This window comes from Litoreibacter ponti (genome assembly GCF_003054285.1).
GTDB lineage: Bacteria > Pseudomonadota > Alphaproteobacteria > Rhodobacterales > Rhodobacteraceae > Litoreibacter > Litoreibacter ponti.
This window is the reverse complement of record NZ_QBKS01000001.1, coordinates 1,747,483-1,763,926: the sequence shown is the minus strand read 5'-3', so window position 1 is coordinate 1,763,926 and position 16,444 is coordinate 1,747,483. Positions and strand designations below refer to the sequence as shown.

Here is a 16,444-nt window from a genome sequence, read left to right as displayed (position 1 = left end):
AAAGCGTGCCGAAGGTGAAGCCGCTGCGGTCGAGTGCGAAGTTTCCCGCCGTGGCAATCAGGTCCGCCTTTTGTCCTGTCAGCGAGAAGCGTCCGACAAAGGCCAGCCAGTTGCGGTGATCGCGCAGCTTGTTCAGATCACAGGGCGCGCGACGCAGCCGCGCCCCCCAAAGCCACGCCGACAGCGCGCTTATCGCACCAGCCCCACGATCTCGTAGGTGCGCTCAAGGATCGGTACGGTCAGCTCCCGCGCGCGCTCGGCCCCGCGGCGCAGGATCGTGTCGATTTCGGACGCGTCCTGCATCAGCCGCGCCATCTCGCCCGAGATGGGCGACAGTTTCGACACTGCAAGGTCCGACAGCATCGGCTTGAACTCCGAGAACTGCTTGCCGCCGACCTCGGACAGCACCGCGTCGACATCCATATCGGCCAGCGCCGCGTAAATGTTGACGAGGTTGCGCGCCTCGGGCCGATCTTTCAAGCCCTCGGCCTCTGATGGCAGGGCCTCTGGGTCGGTGCGGGCCTTTCGGATCTTGGCGGCGATGGCATCAGCATCGTCGGTCATGTTGATGCGGCTCATGTCGGACGGGTCGGATTTCGACATCTTCTTGGAGCCGTCGCGCAGGGACATCACCCGGGTCGCAGCACCCTTGATCACCGGCTCGGTGATCGGAAAGAAGTCGACGCCGTAGTCATGGTTGAACTTGGCTGCGATGTCGCGGGTCAGCTCCACATGCTGTTTCTGGTCCTCGCCCACGGGCACGTGGGTGGCGTGGTAGATCAGGATGTCCGCGGCCATCAGGGCCGGGTAGGCAAACAGCCCGACCGAGGAATTTTCCTGGTTCTTGCCGGCCTTGTCCTTGAACTGGGTCATCCGGTTCAGCCAGCCCATCCGGGCGACGGTGTTGAAGATCCACGCCAGCTGCGCGTGCTCCGGCACCTGGCTTTGGTTGAACAGAATGGATTTTTCCGGATCGATCCCGCTCGCGATGAAGCCCGCGCACAGCTCGCGGGTGTTGCGGGCCAGCTCGGCCGGGTCTTGCCAGACGGTGATCGCGTGCAGGTCGACCATGCAGTAGATCGTCTCGAACGAGGCGTCGTCCTGCATGTCCACGAAGCGCTTGATCGCGCCAAGGTAGTTGCCAAGGGTCAGGCCGCCCGAGGGCTGAATGCCTGAGAACACCCGCGGTTGGAAGGCGGTGTCTGCCATGGTCTTGATCTCCGTCTGGATTAAAAGGCCCTTGTCGCTTATCGGTGGCCCCGAAGCAGGTCAACCGGAGCCCAAGCCATGTATCACAAAAACGCCGATGTCTCGCCCTTCAACGCGTTGCCGCCGGTGGTGTTGCTGATTGCAGGGCTTATAGCGGCGGTCGAGATCATCTTTCAGGCGGGGGCGGCGGGTCTTGCGGGCGACGCGCGGGCGGTGGGATGGCGGCTTGATGCGCTGCAGGACTACGCTTTCTTTCCGCGCGTGATGGGCGCGATGTGGGAGCAGGGATACTACCCCTACGAGCACATGCGCCGCTTCGTGACCTTCCCGTTCGTGCACCGCTCCTTCATCGACGCGGCCTTCGGCTGCGTGATCGTACTGGCCATCGGCAAGTCGGTGGGCGAGGTCTTTGGCACCGCGCGTTTCCTGATCGTCTTCTTTGCCAGCGCCGTACTTGGGGCCTTCGTCTATGGTCTGACCGGCGATGATTTCCCGCTGGTGGGGGCCTATACTGGCGGCTACGGGCTGATCGGGGCCTTCACCTTCATGCTCTGGGTCAGCCTTGCGGCCACGGGCGAGAACGAAATGCGCGCCTTCACCCTGATCGCGTTCCTGATGGGGATTCAGCTGGTATTCGGCCTGCTGTTTGGCGGCGGATTGGGTTGGGTCGCGGACCTGTTCGGCTTCATCGCAGGCTTTATACTGGCGTTTCTCATGAGCCCCGGTGGATGGTCCCGCGTGCTGGCGAAACTGCGCGCCCGGCGCTGAGCGCACCACGCGCAACTACTTACACGGCAACAAAAAAGGCCCGGGAAAACACCCGGGCCTTTTATTCTTGTTCGTGGAGTTATGCAGCCTTTGCGGGGTCGAACCGGCCGTAGAAGCTCTGGTTCTTGGACGCCATGTCCTCGAGCAGATCCGGGGCCTTGAACCGATCGCCATGTTTGGCGGCCAGCGCGTTCGTGGTCTCTGCCGCCCAGGGGGTGCCGACCATGTCGAGCCAAGACAGCGGCCCGCCGGACCAGGGCGCGAAACCCCAGCCAAGGATCGCGCCGACATCGCCCTCGCGGATATCCATCAGCACGTCTTCCTCAATGGCGCGCACGGCCTCCAGCACTTGGGCGAACAGCAGACGGTTCTGCACCTCGGTCAGGTCGGGCTGGTCGTCGGCGGTTGGGTACTGCTCGCGCAGGCCCTGCCACAACAGCTGGCGTTTGCCCTTCTCGTCGTAGTCGTAGAAGCCCGCGTTGGACTTGCGGCCCAGACGACCTTCGCCTTCCATCCAGAAGAGAACCTCGTCGACTTCCGCGTTCGGGTAGGCGTCGCCCATGGCGGCTTTCGTCGCCTTAGCGATCTTCACGCCCAGATCGATCGAGGTCTCGTCGGTCAGCTGCAGCGGGCCCAGAGGCATGCCTACGAGCTTGGCCGCATTTTCGATCAGCGCGGGCTCGACACCCTCTTTGACCATGCGGATGCCCTCGTTGATGTAGGGGATGATGCAGCGGTTGGCGTAGAAGAACCGCTCGTCATTCACGACGATCGGGGTCTTCTTGATCTGGCGCACAAAGTCGAGCGCCTTGGCGGTCGCGCGGTCACCGGTCTTCTTGCCCTTGATGATCTCCACCAGCAGCATCTTGTCGACGGGGGAGAAGAAGTGGATGCCGATGAACTGCTCTTCGTTGTTGGACGCTTTGGCCAGCTCGGTGATCGGCAGAGTGGAGGTGTTGGTCGCGAAGATGCAATCGGGGCCGACGACGGCCTGTACCTTCTTGGTGACCTCGGCCTTGACGCCGACGTCTTCGAATACCGCTTCCACGATCAGGTCGCAGCCTTCCAGGGCGGCGTAGTCCGTGGTGGCGTTGATCAGGCCAAGCACGGCCTCTTTCTTCTCTTCCGTGGCCTTTTTGCGGGCGATGCCCTTGTCCATATAGGCGGTGGTGTAGGCTTTGCCCTTGTCGGCGGCTTCCTGTTTGCTGTCGATCAGCACCACTTCGATGCCCGCCAGCGCGGAGACCAGCGCGATGCCCGCACCCATCATGCCCGCACCGATGACGCCGACCTTCTTGACGGACTGGTCGTCGACACCGTCGGGGCGCACGGCGCCCTTTTCCAGCGCTTCCTTGTTGATGAAGAGCGAGCGGATCATGTTGCTGGATGACGGGTTCAGCAGGACGTTGGTGAACCAGCGCGCCTCGATTTTCAACGCCGTGTCGAAGGGCACCAATGCGCCCTCATAGACGGAAGACAGCAGCGCCTTGGCCGCCGGGTACACGCCCTTGGTGTTGCCGTTAACCATGGCGGATGCGCCGACGAAGGTCATGAAGCCTGCGGGGTGATACGGCGCGCCGCCGGGCATTTTGTAGCCCTTCTCGTCCCAGGGCTTCACGATGGACGGACCGGACAAGATCCATTCCTTGGCTTTCGCTTCCAGCTCGTCGGCTGGCACCACTTCGTGGATCAGGCCCGCGGCGAGGGCTTTCTTCGGGTCAGACAGCTTACCTTCCAGCAGGAAGGGGGAGGCGCCCATCGCGCCCAGCATGCGGGTCACGCGGGTGGTGCCGCCCATGCCGGGGAAGATGCCGACCATGATCTCGGGCAGGCCGATCTTGGCCTTGGGGTTGTCAGCCGCAAAGATGCGGTGGCAGGCCAGCGGGATCTCGAAGCCGATGCCAAGCGCCGTGCCGGGCAGGCAGCAGGCGATGGGCTTGCCACCCTTGTTTTTGTCGTCCATGCCGCCGCGCTCGATCTTGCGCAGGATGGCGTGGGTGGCCATCAGCCCGTCCATCAGGCCCTTGGCGGGATTGTCGCCAGCGGCCTCTTTCATCTTGGCGATGACGTTGAGGTCCATGCCGCCCGCAAAGGAGCCTTCCTTGCCGGAGGTGATGATCACCCCCTTGACGGCGTCGTCAGCCAGCGCCTGATCAATCAGCGCATCAAGGTCGACGAAGCCCTGCTGGTTCATCACGTTCATGCTCTTGCCCTGGGTGTCCCAGGTGATGGTGGCGACGCCGTCGGCGTCTGTTCTCATGGTAAAATCGGTCATTGCGGGGTCCTTTCGGGATCGTATTCGTTCATTTCGGGGAGGTGCGGCTGCGCCGCCACCTTGGGCATGGTGATCTTGGCGGGGTCGGTAAGAAGCGCGTGGGCGGCCACGGTTTCCAGCCACTTGCCATCAATCAACTCCAGCCGGATGCGGTTGGGGTAGGGCTGCGTCAGCCGTTTTCCGTCGCGCAGGATATGGGTCACATGGCTGCCGCATATGCGGGTCTCGGAGACATATGTCGCAGCGGTCGCGATCCGAACGTGATCGGTGACGCTTTGCGATTTCAAGTTTCGAGACATGCTGAAAAACGCCGAGGCCAGTTCGTCGCGGGTCGAGAAGACTCGTTCCGCGGCCTCGGTGATTATGCGGCACGGCAACGCCATCCGCGCCGCGAAGGCGCTGAAATTGCCCGACAACAGGGCGGCCGACAGGGCATCGAGATGCTCCTGGTAGATCGCCTTGGGGTCGGGCAGATGGGGATGCGCGTCCATGGGGTCCGTGTCCTACACGCGCTCGATGATGGTAGCGGCACCCATGCCGGAGGCGACACAAAGCGTGGCCAGGCCGGTTTCCTTGTCGGTGCGCTCCATCTCGTCAAGCAGCGTGCCGATGATGATCGCGCCGGTCGCGCCCAGCGGGTGGCCCATCGCGATGGAGCCGCCATTGACGTTGACCAGCTCTGGGTCGACCTCGAACGCCTGCAGGAAGCGCAGCACGACGGACGCGAACGCCTCGTTGACCTCGAAGAGATCAATGTCGGAGATGTTCATGCCGGACGTCTTCATGATGTGCTCGGTCACGGGAACCGGGCCGGTCAGCATGATGGTCGGGTCAAGGCCGATCTTTGCCGTGGCGCGGATGCGCGCGCGCGGCTTCAGGTCGAACTTCTCGCCGAACTCCTTGGAGCCGATCAGCACCGCGGCCGAGCCGTCCACGATACCCGACGAGTTGCCGGCGTGATGGATGTGGTTGATCTTCTCCAGATGCGGGTACTTCATCAGCGCGACCTTGTCGAAGCCGGGCATCACCTCGCCCATCGCCTGGAAGGCGGGGTTCAGGCCGCCGAGGCTCTGCATATCGGTCTGGGGGCGCATGTACTCGTCGTGGCTGAGAATTTCCAAGCCGTTCTGGTCGCGAATGGTGATGATTGACTTGTCGAAGCGGTTGTCATCCCAGGCGGCCTTGGCGCGGCGCTGGCTCTCCATGGCCAGCTTGTCGGCGTCGTCGCGGCTGAAGCCGTATTCGGTCGCGATGATGTCGGCGGAGATGCCTTGGGGCACGAAGTAGCTTTCCATCGCGATGCTCGGGTCCACGGCAATCGCGGCCCCGTCCGAGCCCATGGCTACGCGACCCATCATCTCGACCCCACCGGCGATGTAGCCATCGCCCGCGCCGCCTTTGACCTGGTTGGCGGCCAGGTTCACGGCCTCCATGCCCGAGGCGCAGAAACGGTTGATCGACAGGCCCGGGATGCGCTCGTCCAGATCGGAGGCCAGCACCGCGGTGCGGGCGAGGCAGCCGCCTTGCTCCATCACCTGGGTGGCGTTGCCCCAGATCACGTCCTCGACGGCGTGGCCTTCGAGGTTGTTGCGCTCTTTGATGGCGTTCAGGATGTTGGCCGACAGGCGCGCGGCGGTCACTTCATGCAAGCTGCCGTCTTTGCGGCCTTTGCCACGCGGCGAGCGCACGGCGTCGTAGATATAGGCTTCAGCCATTGGGGAGATCCTCCATTAGATTCAGGACCCCGATCCATGTGAGAACGCTGCAGACCAGCGCCCCCACACCGAGGGGGAGTTTGTAGGCGGACAGAGCTTGGATGCTCCGCCCGAATGTCTCGTTACGTAAAACCAGCACGATGGCGGCGGCGATGGCGGGCAGGACAAGGCCCAGCCCCCAAGTTCCGCCCATCAAGAGCATGCCAAAGGCGCACCATGCGGCGAACATCGCCACGGCACTGCCGAACTTGTCACGGGTGTCTTCAACCTTGATCAACGCCAGGGTCAGGGCACAGAGCACCATGCCAATAAGGAACGCGCCCAGGATCATGGCCGCGCCCCGGTGGGATCAGCCGCAGGAGCAGCCCCCGCAATCGCAGGACACACAATCCGCCGCGCCGCAATCGAGCCCGCAGCCATCCCCGTCACAGGGGTTAAGGTCGACATTCTTGGACGCCCCACCGCGCGCCGCACCGCCAAAGCAGCCCGCAAAGGGCGAGGGCCCGCAGCCGCTGCCACAGCACTCGCAGGTGTCACAGCATCGGTCGCGACCGCGCCGGTCACGCTTGCGCAACTCTTGCTTTCGAAGGCGCAAAAGCTCCTTTCGCTCGTCCTCAGAGAGGGGCCGCTCGTCATCCCCGTCCGGAGCGCTGGTGTTGCAGCTGCAATTGGCGCGGATGTCTTCATAGGCCGCACGGCAGTCGCGGAACCTCTGCCGGATGGCAGGCAGCGCGCCCCAGAGCCCGTGATCGCGGATCGCATGTTTTGCAAAGCCCGAACAGCCGGTGCCGCCATGCGCGACCGAGCAAGCGCAGCGAAAACCCTTATTGGGCGAGATATACTGCTGGTAGGCCCAAATGCCCCCAAGCGCCATTCTGCTGAGCATGTCTCCTCCGTCCCTTGCCCGCGAGTTTTGCGGGCCAAGGGTAGTATATCCAGCAAAATGTCAGCTTTGTGGCTCATGCAGGCAGCGCCCGTTGCATCAAATCATAGGGATGCTTCCAGCCCGGCGTCTTGGAGATGCGGGTCAGCCACGCGTCGATATGGGGCCAGTCGGCGCGGTTGAAGCCGAAGGGTTCTTCGTAGAACAGGTAGCCCGCGTTCGAGATATCGGCGACGGTCATGCTGTCGCCCGCGATCCACTCACGCCCGTCGAGATGGGCGTTGAGCACCGCATAGGCCGCGGCCAGACGGCCCTGCAGGAACTTGATCGCCTCTTGCGGGCGCTTTTCCTCGGGCAGGAAGTTCATCAGGAAACGGGTGACACCGGCCTGGCTGGACATCTTGTGGTTGTCCCATAGGACCCAACGCAGCACTTCGTACTTGTCCGCGGGCGCGCCGCCCAGCTTGCCGGTCTGGTCGACCACATATTGCTGGATCACGCCCGATTGCGTCAGCGTCACATCGCCATCGACCAGCACCGGCACTTCGCCCATCGGGTTGATGGCCTTGAAGGCGTCCGAGCGGGCCTCGCCCTTGAAGAAGTCCACAAAGACCGGCTCCCAGCCCATGCCCGACAGCTCTAGCGTCAGGGCCGCCTTGTAGGCATTGCCGCTCTCGCCGAAACAGTAGAGTTTTGCAGTCACAGCCGTCCTCCCAGACTTTCTTGTGCTTTATCTTGGCAGAAATATTCCCGCCGGAGGCACCCACTGGTGCCTCAAGCGTCGTCTTCACCGCTTGCGCGACTCCAGCTCCGAATTGAAGATCCGTAGCCGGTGGGTCAGGTTGTCGTGGTCCGTCACCGAGGCGAAATTCTCAAACAGGAAAGACAGAGCCTCGCCCTCATCCAACCCCGCCTCTGCGCTGAATTTCTTCAGCCGCCGCCACGCGTCCTCGGTCATGGCGAGGTTCACGCGGCGGGTGAGGTTGAGACGCTTGGGCATTGGCAATCGCTCCTGTTCCTAGGGGTAGGGTGGGCAATTCTTGCCCACCGTCACCTTAGAAATTCGCGGCGTCCAGCGCCATGACCGTGTCCGCACCGCTCTCGATGCGGGCCAAGTGCATGCCGGTGGCGGGCAGCTGGCGGGCCATGTAGTAGCGACCGGTGGCGATCTTGGTCTCGTAGAACTCGGTGTCCGACGCGCCCGCGGCCAGTGCATCCATCGCGGCCTTGCCCATTTTCGCCCACATCAGGCCCAGGCAGACATGGCCGAACATGTGCATGAAGTCGTAGGAGCCCGACAGCGCGTTGTTGGGGTTCTTCATGCCGTTTTGCATGAAGTACATGCCCGCGGCCTGCAGGTCCTTGGACGCTGCCTTCAGCGGCTCGAGGAACGCCTTGTCGAACTCTTCATCGCCGGAATTGTCCTTGATGAAGGTCTTGACCAGGTCAAAGAAGGCCATCACGTGCTTGCCACCGTCCAGCGCCAGCTTGCGGCCCACGAGGTCCAGCGCCTGCACACCGTTGGCGCCCTCATAGATCATCGCGATCCGGGCGTCGCGGGCGAACTGGGACATGCCCCATTCCTCGATATAGCCGTGGCCGCCATAAACCTGCTGTGCCGCGGTGGCGTACTCGAAGCCCTTGTCGGTCAGGAAGCCCTTGATCACCGGGGTCAACAGCGAGATCAGACCGTCCGCATCGGCGTCTTCCTCGCGGTGTGCCTTGTCGATCATGCTGGCACCCCAGAAGGTGAAAGCGCGCGCGCCCTCGACGAAGGACTTCTGGTCCATCAGGTTGCGGCGAATGTCCGGGTGCACGATCAGCGGATCGGCCGGACCGTTGGGGTTCTTGGCACCGGTCACATCGCGGCCTTGCAGGCGGTCATTGGCGTAGACCACCGCGTTCTCATAGGCGACGGCGGCTTGTGCGTATCCTTGCAGGCCCACGCCCAGACGCGCTTCGTTCATCATGGTGAACATGGCGCGCATGCCTTTGTGCTCGGTGCCCAGCAGGTAGCCGGTGGCCTCATCATAGTTCATCACGCAGGTGGAGTTGCCGTGGATGCCCATCTTCTCCTCGATGGAGCCGACGGAGACGCCGTTGCGCGCGCCAAGCGAGCCGTCTTCATTGACCATGAACTTCGGCACGATAAACAGCGACACGCCTTTGATGCCCTCGGGGCCACCCTCGATCTTGGCCAAGACCAAGTGGATGATGTTGTCGGACATGTCGTGCTCGCCCGCCGAGATAAAGATCTTCTGGCCGGAGATTTTGTAGGTGCCGTCGCCCTGCGGCGCGGCTTTGGTGCGCATCAGGCCCAGATCGGTGCCGCAATGCGGCTCCGTCAGGTTCATGGTGCCGGTCCACTCGCATGAGACCATCTTGGGCAGGTACATCTGCTTTTGCGCATCGGTGCCGTGGGCGTGGATGGCCGAGTAGGCACCGTGGGTCAGGCCTTGGTACATGTTGAACGCCATGTTGGCGGAGACCATCATCTCGCCCACTGCCGTGCCCATCAGATAGGGCAGGCCCTGGCCGCCATATTCCGGGTCACAGTCCAGCGCGGTCCAGCCGCCTTCTTTCATGACCTCGAAGGCCTCCTTGAAGCCCTTTGGCGTGCGAACCACACCGTTTTCGAGCACGCAGCCCTCCTTGTCGCCGACCACGTTGAGCGGCTGCAACACTTCGGAGGACACTTTGCCCGCCTCTTCCAGAATGGCCGAGGTGAAGTCGGCCTCCAGCTCGTCGTAGCCGGGGATGGAAGACTCGGTCACTTTCAAAACGTCGTGCAGGACGAATTGCATGTCTTTGACGGGGGCGGTGTAGGTGGGCATGTGGCGTCTCTCCGAAAAGGTGGCGTCGTTATAGGTCTTAACCGTTGGCCGCTTTGGGCATCTGCATGGAGGCGATCATCTTCTCGCCCCAGCGCAGCTGCGCGGTCAGGTCGTTGATGGCGTCGTTCAACTCGTCGCGCTGTTTGACCATGTCGGCCAGGCGTTGCTTGGCAATCTCGTAGGTCTTGGCCAGCTGCGTCGCCTGCTGGTCGCCGATATGGTAGAGGTCGAGCAGCTGACGGATTTCCTCAAGCGAGAAGCCAAAGCGCTTGCCGCGCAGGATCAGCTTCAACCGCGCGCGGTCGCTTTTGGTAAACAGGCGGCGCTGGCCTTCCCGGATCGGGAACAGCAATTCCTTGGCCTCGTAGAAACGCAACGTGCGCGGGGTCACCGCATAGGCATCGCACATTTCCCGAATGGTCATCGTTTCCTCAGTCATGTTTTTCATCCTTGCATGATCGCTTTCATGCCTCGGACATGTTGAACGCAGGGCCACCATACAAGCATTGTTGACGTTAACGTAAACGGAACGTGGCGTCATTTTGAGGTTGACGTAATGTCAGGAAAGGTAAGGCAGGGATTTGGGTAATTTTCGCAAAACCAAAGCGCTTTGAATTCTGACGCATGTCCCGCAGAATTCCCCGCAAACGCCATGAAACAAGGGGCTTTGGGCCCTGATACGTGTCCCGGATTCTGGGGACAAGCCTGCGGGCTCGTGATGGGCAGTGATTTGCCTACAGTCCCTCGGCCACCTGATCGCGGAGCGCCTGCAGCTCGTCGATCGACTCCTCGATCTGCGCCCGCCGGGAGTTCAGCTCATCGAGCTGCGCGTCGGCGAGTTTGATCCAGGCCTCCATCTGCACGCGATTCTCAGGCCCCTGATCGTAGAGCTCCAGCCATTGCCGGATATCCTCCAGCGAGAAGCCGAACTTCCGCCCGCGCATGATCAGCTTCATTCGGGCCACCTCACGCGGGTGGTAATAGCGGGCCCGTCCGTCGCGCTCCGGTGACAGCAGCTCTATATATTCATAGTAGCGCAGGGTCCGGGGGGTGACGTCGAACTTGGCACACATCTCTTTGAAGCTCAGGCGTGCATCCTCGCTCATCGTCTCTCTCCCCGTTTTGAGTTGCGAAACCCTAACATTGAATTTTTGCGCACGCCAAGTGCGGCGGCGGAATTTCTATGCGCACCGCGCAGACCCGCTTGGCCCGCCCGCGCAAAGCTGCCAAACAGGCCCCATGAGCACGACAGACCCAGCGGCAGAGCGCCGCGCCCGCATCGCCCGCCAATTCATCGAGGCCATCCCCCATGCCAGGGCGCTCTCTATGCAGATCGAGGAGATCGGCGAGGGCTTGGCAATGCTATCCATGCCCTATGACGAACGCCTGATCGGCGATCCGGCCACGGGCGTAATCGCGGGCGGTGCGGTCTCCGCCCTGATGGACACCTGCGGCGGGGCGGCAGTGATGTCGCATCCCGACGCGCAGGGCACCGCCACCATCGATCTGCGCATCGACTACATGCGCGTCGCAACCCCCGGCCAGCGGATCCGCGCGCGGGCCGAATGCTACCATGTCACCCGTGCTGTGGCCTTCGTGCGTGCCACGGCGCTGGATGACGATGCCGACAACCCTGTCGCCGCAGCGACAGGCGCCTTCACCTTCCAGCGGGGGGCGTAAGCGATGCGCAAACCCGAGCCTGTGCAAGTGATCAAGACCCGCCGCGACGCCGCACTTGGGCAATTGGTCGGCGGAATTCCCTATATCCAATATCTCGGCGTGCAGTTCGACCGCCGCGGCGACGAGCTGACCGCGATCCTGCCCTACCGCGAAGAGCTGATCGGCAACCCGATGCTGCCCGCACTGCATGGTGGCGTTACGGCCGCCTTCCTTGAGATCAGCGCGGTGATCGAGCTGACCTGGTCCACCCTCTGGACCGAGATCGAAGACGGCACCGCCCCGGATCATCCGCCGATGCCCAAGACCATCGACTTCACCGTGGATTACCTGCGCTCCGGCCTGCCGCGCGATGCCTATGCGCGGGCGCGGGTCAACCGCTCCGGGCGGCGCTACGCCAGCGTGCATGTCGAGGCGTGGCAGGACAACCGCGAGAAGCTGTTCGCTCAGGCGACGGGACATTTCCTGATGCCGCCGCCCGCGCAGGATGGCTGACACGCTCACCCACGCCCGCGTCGCAAAAATCGCGGTGCCGATCGTTCTGTCCAACGCAACCGTCCCGATCCTTGGCGTCGTGGACACGGGCGTCGTCGGACAGATGGGGCTGGCCGCACCCATCGGGGCGGTGGGCATCGGCGCGGTGATCCTGTCGGCGTTCTACTGGCTTTTCGGCTTCCTGCGCATGGGCACCGCCGGGTTGGTGGCCCAGGCCCGCGGGGCTGACGATCAGGCAGAGGTCGCGGTGCTTTTGACCCGCGCGCTTCTCATCGGCGGGGTGGCAGGGCTTTTGATCATGGCGCTGCAGGTGCCGCTGTTCTGGGCCGCGTTTCAGATCTCGCCCGCCAGCGCGGAGGTCGAAAGCCTCGCCCGCGACTACATGACAATCCGCATCTTCTCCGCCCCGGCGGCGATCGCGCTTTACGGGATCACCGGGTGGCTGATCGCGCTCGAGCGCACCCGCGCGGTTCTTGCCCTTCAGCTCTGGATGAACGGCCTCAACATCGCGCTGAATTTCCTGTTCGTGCTGCAGTTCGGCTGGGGCGTCGAAGGCGTGGCGGTCGCCACCTTCATCGCGGAATGGTCGGGGCTGGCGCTGGGCCTTTACCTGTGCCGCGCGGCCTTCGCGCATCCTTTGTGGCGCGCGCCGGCGCGGGTGTTCGACCGCGCGAAGCTGACGGTGATGGCGGCGGTGAACACTGACATCATGATCCGTTCTGTGTTGCTCGAAGCCGCACTGATCGCGTTCCTGTTCTTCGGGGCCGATCTGGGCGACGTGACGCTGGCCGCCAATCAGATCCTGTTGCAATTCATGCACGTGACCTCCTACGCGATGGATGGCTTCGCCTTCGCGGCAGAGGCGCTGGTCGGTCAGGCCTTCGGGGCGGCGAGCCGCGCCCGGGTGCGCCGCGCGGCGATCCTGACGAGCATTTGGGGTGTCGGCACGGCGGTCGTGCTGGCGGTGGCCTTCGCGCTGGCGGGCGGCGCGATCATCGACCTGATGACCACCGCGCCGGATGTGCGCACCGAGGCCCGCGCCTACCTCATCTTCATGGTCGCCGGGCCGCTCTTCGGGGTCGCGGCCTTCATGTTGGACGGCATTTTCATCGGTGCGACACGCACGCGGGACATGCGCAACATGATGCTAGTCTCCTTCGCGGTCTACGCAGGCGCGCTTGCGATCCTTTTGCCGCTCTTCGGCAATCACGGGCTGTGGCTCAGCCTGCTGGTGCTCTACATCGCGCGCGGCGCAACCTTGGGGTGGCGCTACCCCGCATTGGAGCGCGCGGCCTCGAGCGCCTGAGGCTTCGTTTTGGCGGAAATACTCAAAAAGCCCCGCAGGGCCGGGCTACAGCCAGTCGCCCCGCCCGGTGCCGACGGCATCCTGAACACTCGCGAACCCGTCTGCCTCCAAAAGCGGTTCCAGTCCGCGTGCGATCTCTCCCGCAAGTGATAGCCCGCCATAGACCATGGCCGTGTAGAGCTGCACCGCCGTCGCGCCCGCGCGGATCTTGGCATAGGCCTGCGCGGCGGAGCCGACCCCGCCCACGCCAATCAGCGGCATCTGTCCGTCGGTCAGCTGCGACAGCCGCGCCAGCACCCGCGTCGATGTCTCAAAGAGCGGCTGGCCCGACAGCCCACCCGCCTCGCCGCGATGGCGCGAGCGCAGGCCCTCGCGCGACAGGGTCGTATTCGTGGCGATGATGCCTGCGAGCTTGGCCTCGACCGCGACCTCGGCAATCTCGGCCAAGGCATCGTCGTCGAGATCGGGCGCGATTTTCAGGAAGACCGGGATCGGGCGCTTCAGCTCGGCCCGCGCCTCCATAACGCCTGCTAGCAGTGCGGAGAGCGCCGCGCGGCCCTGCAGGTCGCGCAGCTTCTCGGTGTTGGGCGAGGAGACATTGACCGTCGCGAAGCTGACATGCGGCCCGCAATGGCGCAGCACGGTCGCGAAATCGGCGGCGCGGTCGTCGCTTGTCTTGTTCGCGCCAAGGTTCAGACCGACCGGAACGCCGACGACGCGGCGTGCAAGGCGGGCGGCGATCGCCTCCATCCCGTCATTGTTGAAGCCAAAGCGGTTGATCGCTGCCTGATCTTCGGTAAGGCGAAAGAGCCGCGGCTTGTCGTTGCCGGGCTGTGGCTTCGGCGTGGCCGCGCCAACCTCCAGAAAGCCGAACCCCGCTTGTGCAAGCGGCCCAATGGCCTCGGCGTTCTTGTCAAAGCCCGCGGCAAGGCCAACCGGGTTGGCCAACTCCATCCCGGCAAGGCTCACCCGCAACCGGTCGGAGCGCACAGGCCCGCGCCCGCCGCCAAGCCCCATATTCAATGCCGAAAGCGCCAGCCCATGGGCGCGTTCCGGGTCGAAATTTTGCAGCAGCGAGAGGCCCGCGCGCTCGATCAGGCTCATTTCACGCCTGACGGGAACTCATGCGCGGTGCCGTTCCACGGCAGCGGCGCTTCGCCTTCGACCTCATCCCACATCCAGTCGCGGTAAAGATGGGGGAATTTGTCGCCGCCCCGCGACACTTCCCATTTCAGGGCCGCGTCGGCGGGCTCTTCGCCCCAGACCAGCGCCAGATCACCCTGGCCCGCGAAGTGCTTGGCCGCTGTCTCGCGCGCCTGTGCGGCGGTGGAGAAGTGGATGTACCCATCCGCAAGGTCGATGGCGGCCCCGGTGAAGCGGCCGCTTTCGCGAAATTCGGCGAGCGCATCGCCGTGCATGATTTTGTAGATCAACATGGGCGCTGACATGCCCGTTGCCCGAGAATTGGTCAAGTCGCCAAGCTGCCGTTGCGTGAGGTGGCCTTGAGGGTCGATTAGTGGCGCGAGGGCTTTGACTCCCCGCATCATCCGCGCCACTCTGGTCTCAGAATCCAACTTGGGGGACCTCCAACATGTACAAGACCCTTCTTTCCAGCGCCGCGGCGCTGACGCTGTCCGCAGGTTTTGCGGCGGCGGAGTATTCGTTGACCATTTTGCACACCAATGATTTCCACTCGCGCATCGAGCCGATCAGCAAGTATGACAGCGGCTGCTCGTCCGAAGACAACGCCGCAGGCGAGTGCTTCGGCGGCTGGGCGCGTCTGGTCAACGCGGTCAAAGACGCGCGAGGGCGCACCAACAACTCCATCCTCGTGGATGGCGGCGACCAGTTCCAGGGCACGCTGTTCTACACCTACTACAAGGGCAAGGTCGCGGCCGAGATGATGAACGGGCTGGGCTATGACGGCATGACCGTCGGCAACCACGAGTTCGACGACGGCCCCGAAGTGCTCGCAGGCTTCATGGACGCCGTGTCCTTCCCCGTGCTGATGTCGAACGCCGATGTCTCGGCGGAGCCGGCGCTGGCGGACAAGCTGATGAAATCCACCGTGATCGAGCGCGGCGGCGAGAAGATCGGCCTGATCGGCCTGACCCCGGAAGACACGCCGGACCTCGCCTCGCCCGGCCCCAACATCACCTTTTCCGACCCGTCCGCAGCCGTGCAGGGTGAGGTCGACAAGCTGACCGCGGAGGGCGTGAACAAGATCATCGTGCTGTCGCACTCGGGCTTCGCCGTGGACAAGGTCGTCGCGGCCAACACCACCGGCGTGGACGTGATCGTGGGCGGCCACTCGAACACGCTGCTGTCGAACACGCAGGAGCGCGCGGTTGATGTCTACCCGGTCATGGTCGGCGACACCGCCATCGTGCAGGCCTATGCCTACGGCAAGTTCCTGGGCGAGCTGAACGTCACCTTTGACGACGCGGGCAAGATCACCGAAGCCAAGGGCGAGCCGCTGCTGATCGACGGCACCGTGCCCGAGGACGAGACCATCGTGGCCCGCGTGAGCGAGCTTGCAGGTCCGCTGGATGAGATCCGCAACAAGGTGGTGGCAGAGACCTCCGCCGCGATCGAGGGCGACCGCGCCGTCTGCCGGGTCGAGGAATGCCCGATGGGCAACCTGATCGCCGACGCCATGCTGGAGCGCGTGAAAGATCAGGGCGTGACCATCGCCATCGCCAACTCGGGCGGCATCCGCTCGTCGATCGATGCGGGCGAAGTGACCATGGGCGAGGTGCTGACCGTGCTGCCGTTCCAGAACACGCTCTCGACCTTCGAGGTGTCCGGCCAGACGCTGATCGACGCGCTGGAGAATGGCGTGAGCCAGGTCGAGGAAGTGAAAGGTCGCTTCCCGCAAGTGGCCGGCCTGCAATTCACCTGGGACGCCTCCAAGGCGCCGGGCGAAGGCCGGGTCGTGGAAGTTCTGGTCGACAAGGGCGACGGCATGACCCCGATTGATCCGGCCGCGACCTACAAGGTGGTGTCCAACAACTTCATCCGCGGCGGCGGTGACGGCTACAAGATGTTCACGGACGCGGCCAATGCCTATGACTTCGGCCCCGATCTGGCGGATGTGCTGGCGGAATACATGGCCGAGACCGGCCCGGTTGCGCCCTACACCGAAGGCCGTATCATCAAGCAGTAAATGTGTCGTCGGGCCGTTGGCCCAATGACCTGATGGGGGAGGGTTTTGCCCTCCCCCATCTTCATTTTCATATCAAGGATAATGACGCGCCGGGACCCACGCGCGATCAGAGGATG

The 16,444-nt window shown here is 63.6% G+C and carries 18 protein-coding genes; 5 read left to right on the top strand and 13 right to left on the bottom strand.

Features of this window, described 5'->3' with window-relative positions:
- Positions 1-189: 189 nt before the first annotated feature.
- Positions 190-1,209 (bottom strand): tryptophan--tRNA ligase, encoded by a 1,020-nt coding sequence (gene trpS / locus C8N43_RS08870; RefSeq protein WP_107845253.1) that lies wholly within the window; start codon positions 1,207-1,209, stop codon positions 190-192.
- Positions 1,210-1,287: 78 nt separating this feature from the next.
- Between trpS and C8N43_RS08865 the strand changes: the two genes are divergently transcribed.
- A complete protein-coding gene (locus C8N43_RS08865) occupies positions 1,288-1,977 on the top strand; it encodes a rhomboid family intramembrane serine protease (RefSeq protein ID WP_107845252.1) in 690 nt (229 codons plus the stop codon).
- Positions 1,978-2,056: 79 nt separating this feature from the next.
- Here the strand turns inward: C8N43_RS08865 and C8N43_RS08860 are convergent, their stop codons facing one another.
- The 10 genes from C8N43_RS08860 to C8N43_RS08815 all read right to left on the bottom strand — a co-directional run bounded on the left by C8N43_RS08860 (position 2,057) and on the right by C8N43_RS08815 (position 10,790).
- Entirely contained in the window at positions 2,057-4,252 is a 2,196-nt protein-coding gene (locus C8N43_RS08860; protein ID WP_107845251.1) for a 3-hydroxyacyl-CoA dehydrogenase NAD-binding domain-containing protein, read from the bottom strand.
- Positions 4,249-4,743 (bottom strand): hypothetical protein, encoded by a 495-nt coding sequence (locus tag C8N43_RS08855; protein WP_107845250.1) that lies wholly within the window; start codon positions 4,741-4,743, stop codon positions 4,249-4,251. The genes C8N43_RS08860 and C8N43_RS08855 overlap by 4 nt, the downstream gene beginning before the upstream one ends.
- Positions 4,744-4,755: 12 nt before the next feature.
- Positions 4,756-5,967, bottom strand: a complete 1,212-nt coding sequence (locus tag C8N43_RS08850) for an acetyl-CoA C-acetyltransferase (RefSeq protein WP_107845249.1) — start codon at positions 5,965-5,967, stop codon at positions 4,756-4,758.
- Positions 5,960-6,298, bottom strand: coding sequence for a hypothetical protein (locus tag C8N43_RS08845; protein ID WP_107845248.1), 339 nt, complete (start codon positions 6,296-6,298; stop codon positions 5,960-5,962). Before C8N43_RS08845 ends, C8N43_RS08850 begins: the two co-directional genes overlap by 8 nt.
- 18 nt (positions 6,299-6,316) lie before the next feature.
- Positions 6,317-6,853: a membrane protein insertion efficiency factor YidD gene (yidD, locus tag C8N43_RS08840; protein ID WP_107845247.1), complete on the bottom strand. Its 537-nt coding sequence runs from the start codon at positions 6,851-6,853 to the stop codon at positions 6,317-6,319.
- Between the two features lie 73 nt (positions 6,854-6,926).
- On the bottom strand, positions 6,927-7,553 hold the full coding sequence (locus C8N43_RS08835; RefSeq protein ID WP_107845246.1) for a glutathione S-transferase family protein: 627 nt from the start codon (positions 7,551-7,553) through the stop codon (positions 6,927-6,929).
- Positions 7,554-7,637: 84 nt separating this feature from the next.
- Complete coding sequence (locus tag C8N43_RS08830; RefSeq protein WP_107845245.1) at positions 7,638-7,850, bottom strand: hypothetical protein; 213 nt, start codon at positions 7,848-7,850, stop codon at positions 7,638-7,640.
- Between the two features lie 55 nt (positions 7,851-7,905).
- Positions 7,906-9,684 (bottom strand): acyl-CoA dehydrogenase C-terminal domain-containing protein, encoded by a 1,779-nt coding sequence (locus C8N43_RS08825; RefSeq protein WP_107845244.1) that lies wholly within the window; start codon positions 9,682-9,684, stop codon positions 7,906-7,908.
- A 37-nt stretch (positions 9,685-9,721) separates the two neighbouring features.
- Entirely contained in the window at positions 9,722-10,123 is a 402-nt protein-coding gene (locus C8N43_RS08820) for a MerR family transcriptional regulator (RefSeq protein ID WP_107845243.1), read from the bottom strand.
- A gap of 295 nt (positions 10,124-10,418) precedes the next feature.
- Complete coding sequence (locus C8N43_RS08815; RefSeq protein WP_107845242.1) at positions 10,419-10,790, bottom strand: MerR family transcriptional regulator; 372 nt, start codon at positions 10,788-10,790, stop codon at positions 10,419-10,421.
- A gap of 133 nt (positions 10,791-10,923) precedes the next feature.
- Here C8N43_RS08815 and C8N43_RS08810 point away from each other — a divergent pair, with 133 nt between their 5' ends.
- The 3 genes from C8N43_RS08810 to C8N43_RS08800 are packed head-to-tail and all read left to right on the top strand — an operon-like array spanning position 10,924 to position 13,162.
- Entirely contained in the window at positions 10,924-11,364 is a 441-nt protein-coding gene (locus tag C8N43_RS08810; RefSeq protein ID WP_107845241.1) for a PaaI family thioesterase, read from the top strand.
- 3 nt (positions 11,365-11,367) lie between these two features.
- Positions 11,368-11,856, top strand: a complete 489-nt coding sequence (locus C8N43_RS08805; protein WP_107845240.1) for a PaaI family thioesterase — start codon at positions 11,368-11,370, stop codon at positions 11,854-11,856.
- A complete protein-coding gene (locus tag C8N43_RS08800; RefSeq protein ID WP_107845239.1) occupies positions 11,849-13,162 on the top strand; it encodes an MATE family efflux transporter in 1,314 nt (437 codons plus the stop codon). Before C8N43_RS08805 ends, C8N43_RS08800 begins: the two co-directional genes overlap by 8 nt.
- Positions 13,163-13,207: 45 nt before the next feature.
- Here C8N43_RS08800 and C8N43_RS08795 read toward each other — a convergent pair whose 3' ends face one another.
- Positions 13,208-14,266, bottom strand: coding sequence for a quinone-dependent dihydroorotate dehydrogenase (locus C8N43_RS08795; protein WP_107845238.1), 1,059 nt, complete (start codon positions 14,264-14,266; stop codon positions 13,208-13,210).
- Positions 14,263-14,598, bottom strand: coding sequence for a DUF952 domain-containing protein (locus C8N43_RS08790; protein WP_107845237.1), 336 nt, complete (start codon positions 14,596-14,598; stop codon positions 14,263-14,265). The genes C8N43_RS08795 and C8N43_RS08790 overlap by 4 nt, the downstream gene beginning before the upstream one ends.
- Positions 14,599-14,753: 155 nt before the next feature.
- On the opposite strand from C8N43_RS08790, the gene C8N43_RS08785 reads away from it, so the two are divergent.
- Complete coding sequence (locus tag C8N43_RS08785) at positions 14,754-16,328, top strand: bifunctional metallophosphatase/5'-nucleotidase (protein WP_107845236.1); 1,575 nt, start codon at positions 14,754-14,756, stop codon at positions 16,326-16,328.
- Positions 16,329-16,444: the final 116 nt, after the last annotated feature.

Bases quoted from the DNA above. Each gene is read 5' to 3' on its own strand.
- trpS (WP_107845253.1), bottom strand. From the start codon at position 1,209: ATGGCAGACACCGCCTTCCAACCGCGGGTGTTCTCAGGCATTCAGCCC.
- C8N43_RS08865 (WP_107845252.1), top strand. From the start codon at position 1,288: ATGTATCACAAAAACGCCGATGTCTCGCCCTTCAACGCGTTGCCGCCG.
- C8N43_RS08860 (WP_107845251.1), bottom strand. From the start codon at position 4,252: ATGACCGATTTTACCATGAGAACAGACGCCGACGGCGTCGCCACCATC.
- C8N43_RS08855 (WP_107845250.1), bottom strand. From the start codon at position 4,743: ATGGACGCGCATCCCCATCTGCCCGACCCCAAGGCGATCTACCAGGAG.
- C8N43_RS08850 (WP_107845249.1), bottom strand. From the start codon at position 5,967: ATGGCTGAAGCCTATATCTACGACGCCGTGCGCTCGCCGCGTGGCAAA.
- C8N43_RS08845 (WP_107845248.1), bottom strand. From the start codon at position 6,298: ATGATCCTGGGCGCGTTCCTTATTGGCATGGTGCTCTGTGCCCTGACC.
- yidD (WP_107845247.1), bottom strand. From the start codon at position 6,853: ATGCTCAGCAGAATGGCGCTTGGGGGCATTTGGGCCTACCAGCAGTAT.
- C8N43_RS08830 (WP_107845245.1), bottom strand. From the start codon at position 7,850: ATGCCCAAGCGTCTCAACCTCACCCGCCGCGTGAACCTCGCCATGACC.
- C8N43_RS08825 (WP_107845244.1), bottom strand. From the start codon at position 9,684: ATGCCCACCTACACCGCCCCCGTCAAAGACATGCAATTCGTCCTGCAC.
- C8N43_RS08820 (WP_107845243.1), bottom strand. From the start codon at position 10,123: ATGACTGAGGAAACGATGACCATTCGGGAAATGTGCGATGCCTATGCG.
- C8N43_RS08815 (WP_107845242.1), bottom strand. From the start codon at position 10,790: ATGAGCGAGGATGCACGCCTGAGCTTCAAAGAGATGTGTGCCAAGTTC.
- C8N43_RS08810 (WP_107845241.1), top strand. From the start codon at position 10,924: ATGAGCACGACAGACCCAGCGGCAGAGCGCCGCGCCCGCATCGCCCGC.
- C8N43_RS08805 (WP_107845240.1), top strand. From the start codon at position 11,368: ATGCGCAAACCCGAGCCTGTGCAAGTGATCAAGACCCGCCGCGACGCC.
- C8N43_RS08800 (WP_107845239.1), top strand. From the start codon at position 11,849: ATGGCTGACACGCTCACCCACGCCCGCGTCGCAAAAATCGCGGTGCCG.
- C8N43_RS08795 (WP_107845238.1), bottom strand. From the start codon at position 14,266: ATGAGCCTGATCGAGCGCGCGGGCCTCTCGCTGCTGCAAAATTTCGAC.
- C8N43_RS08790 (WP_107845237.1), bottom strand. From the start codon at position 14,598: ATGTTGATCTACAAAATCATGCACGGCGATGCGCTCGCCGAATTTCGC.
- C8N43_RS08785 (WP_107845236.1), top strand. From the start codon at position 14,754: ATGTACAAGACCCTTCTTTCCAGCGCCGCGGCGCTGACGCTGTCCGCA.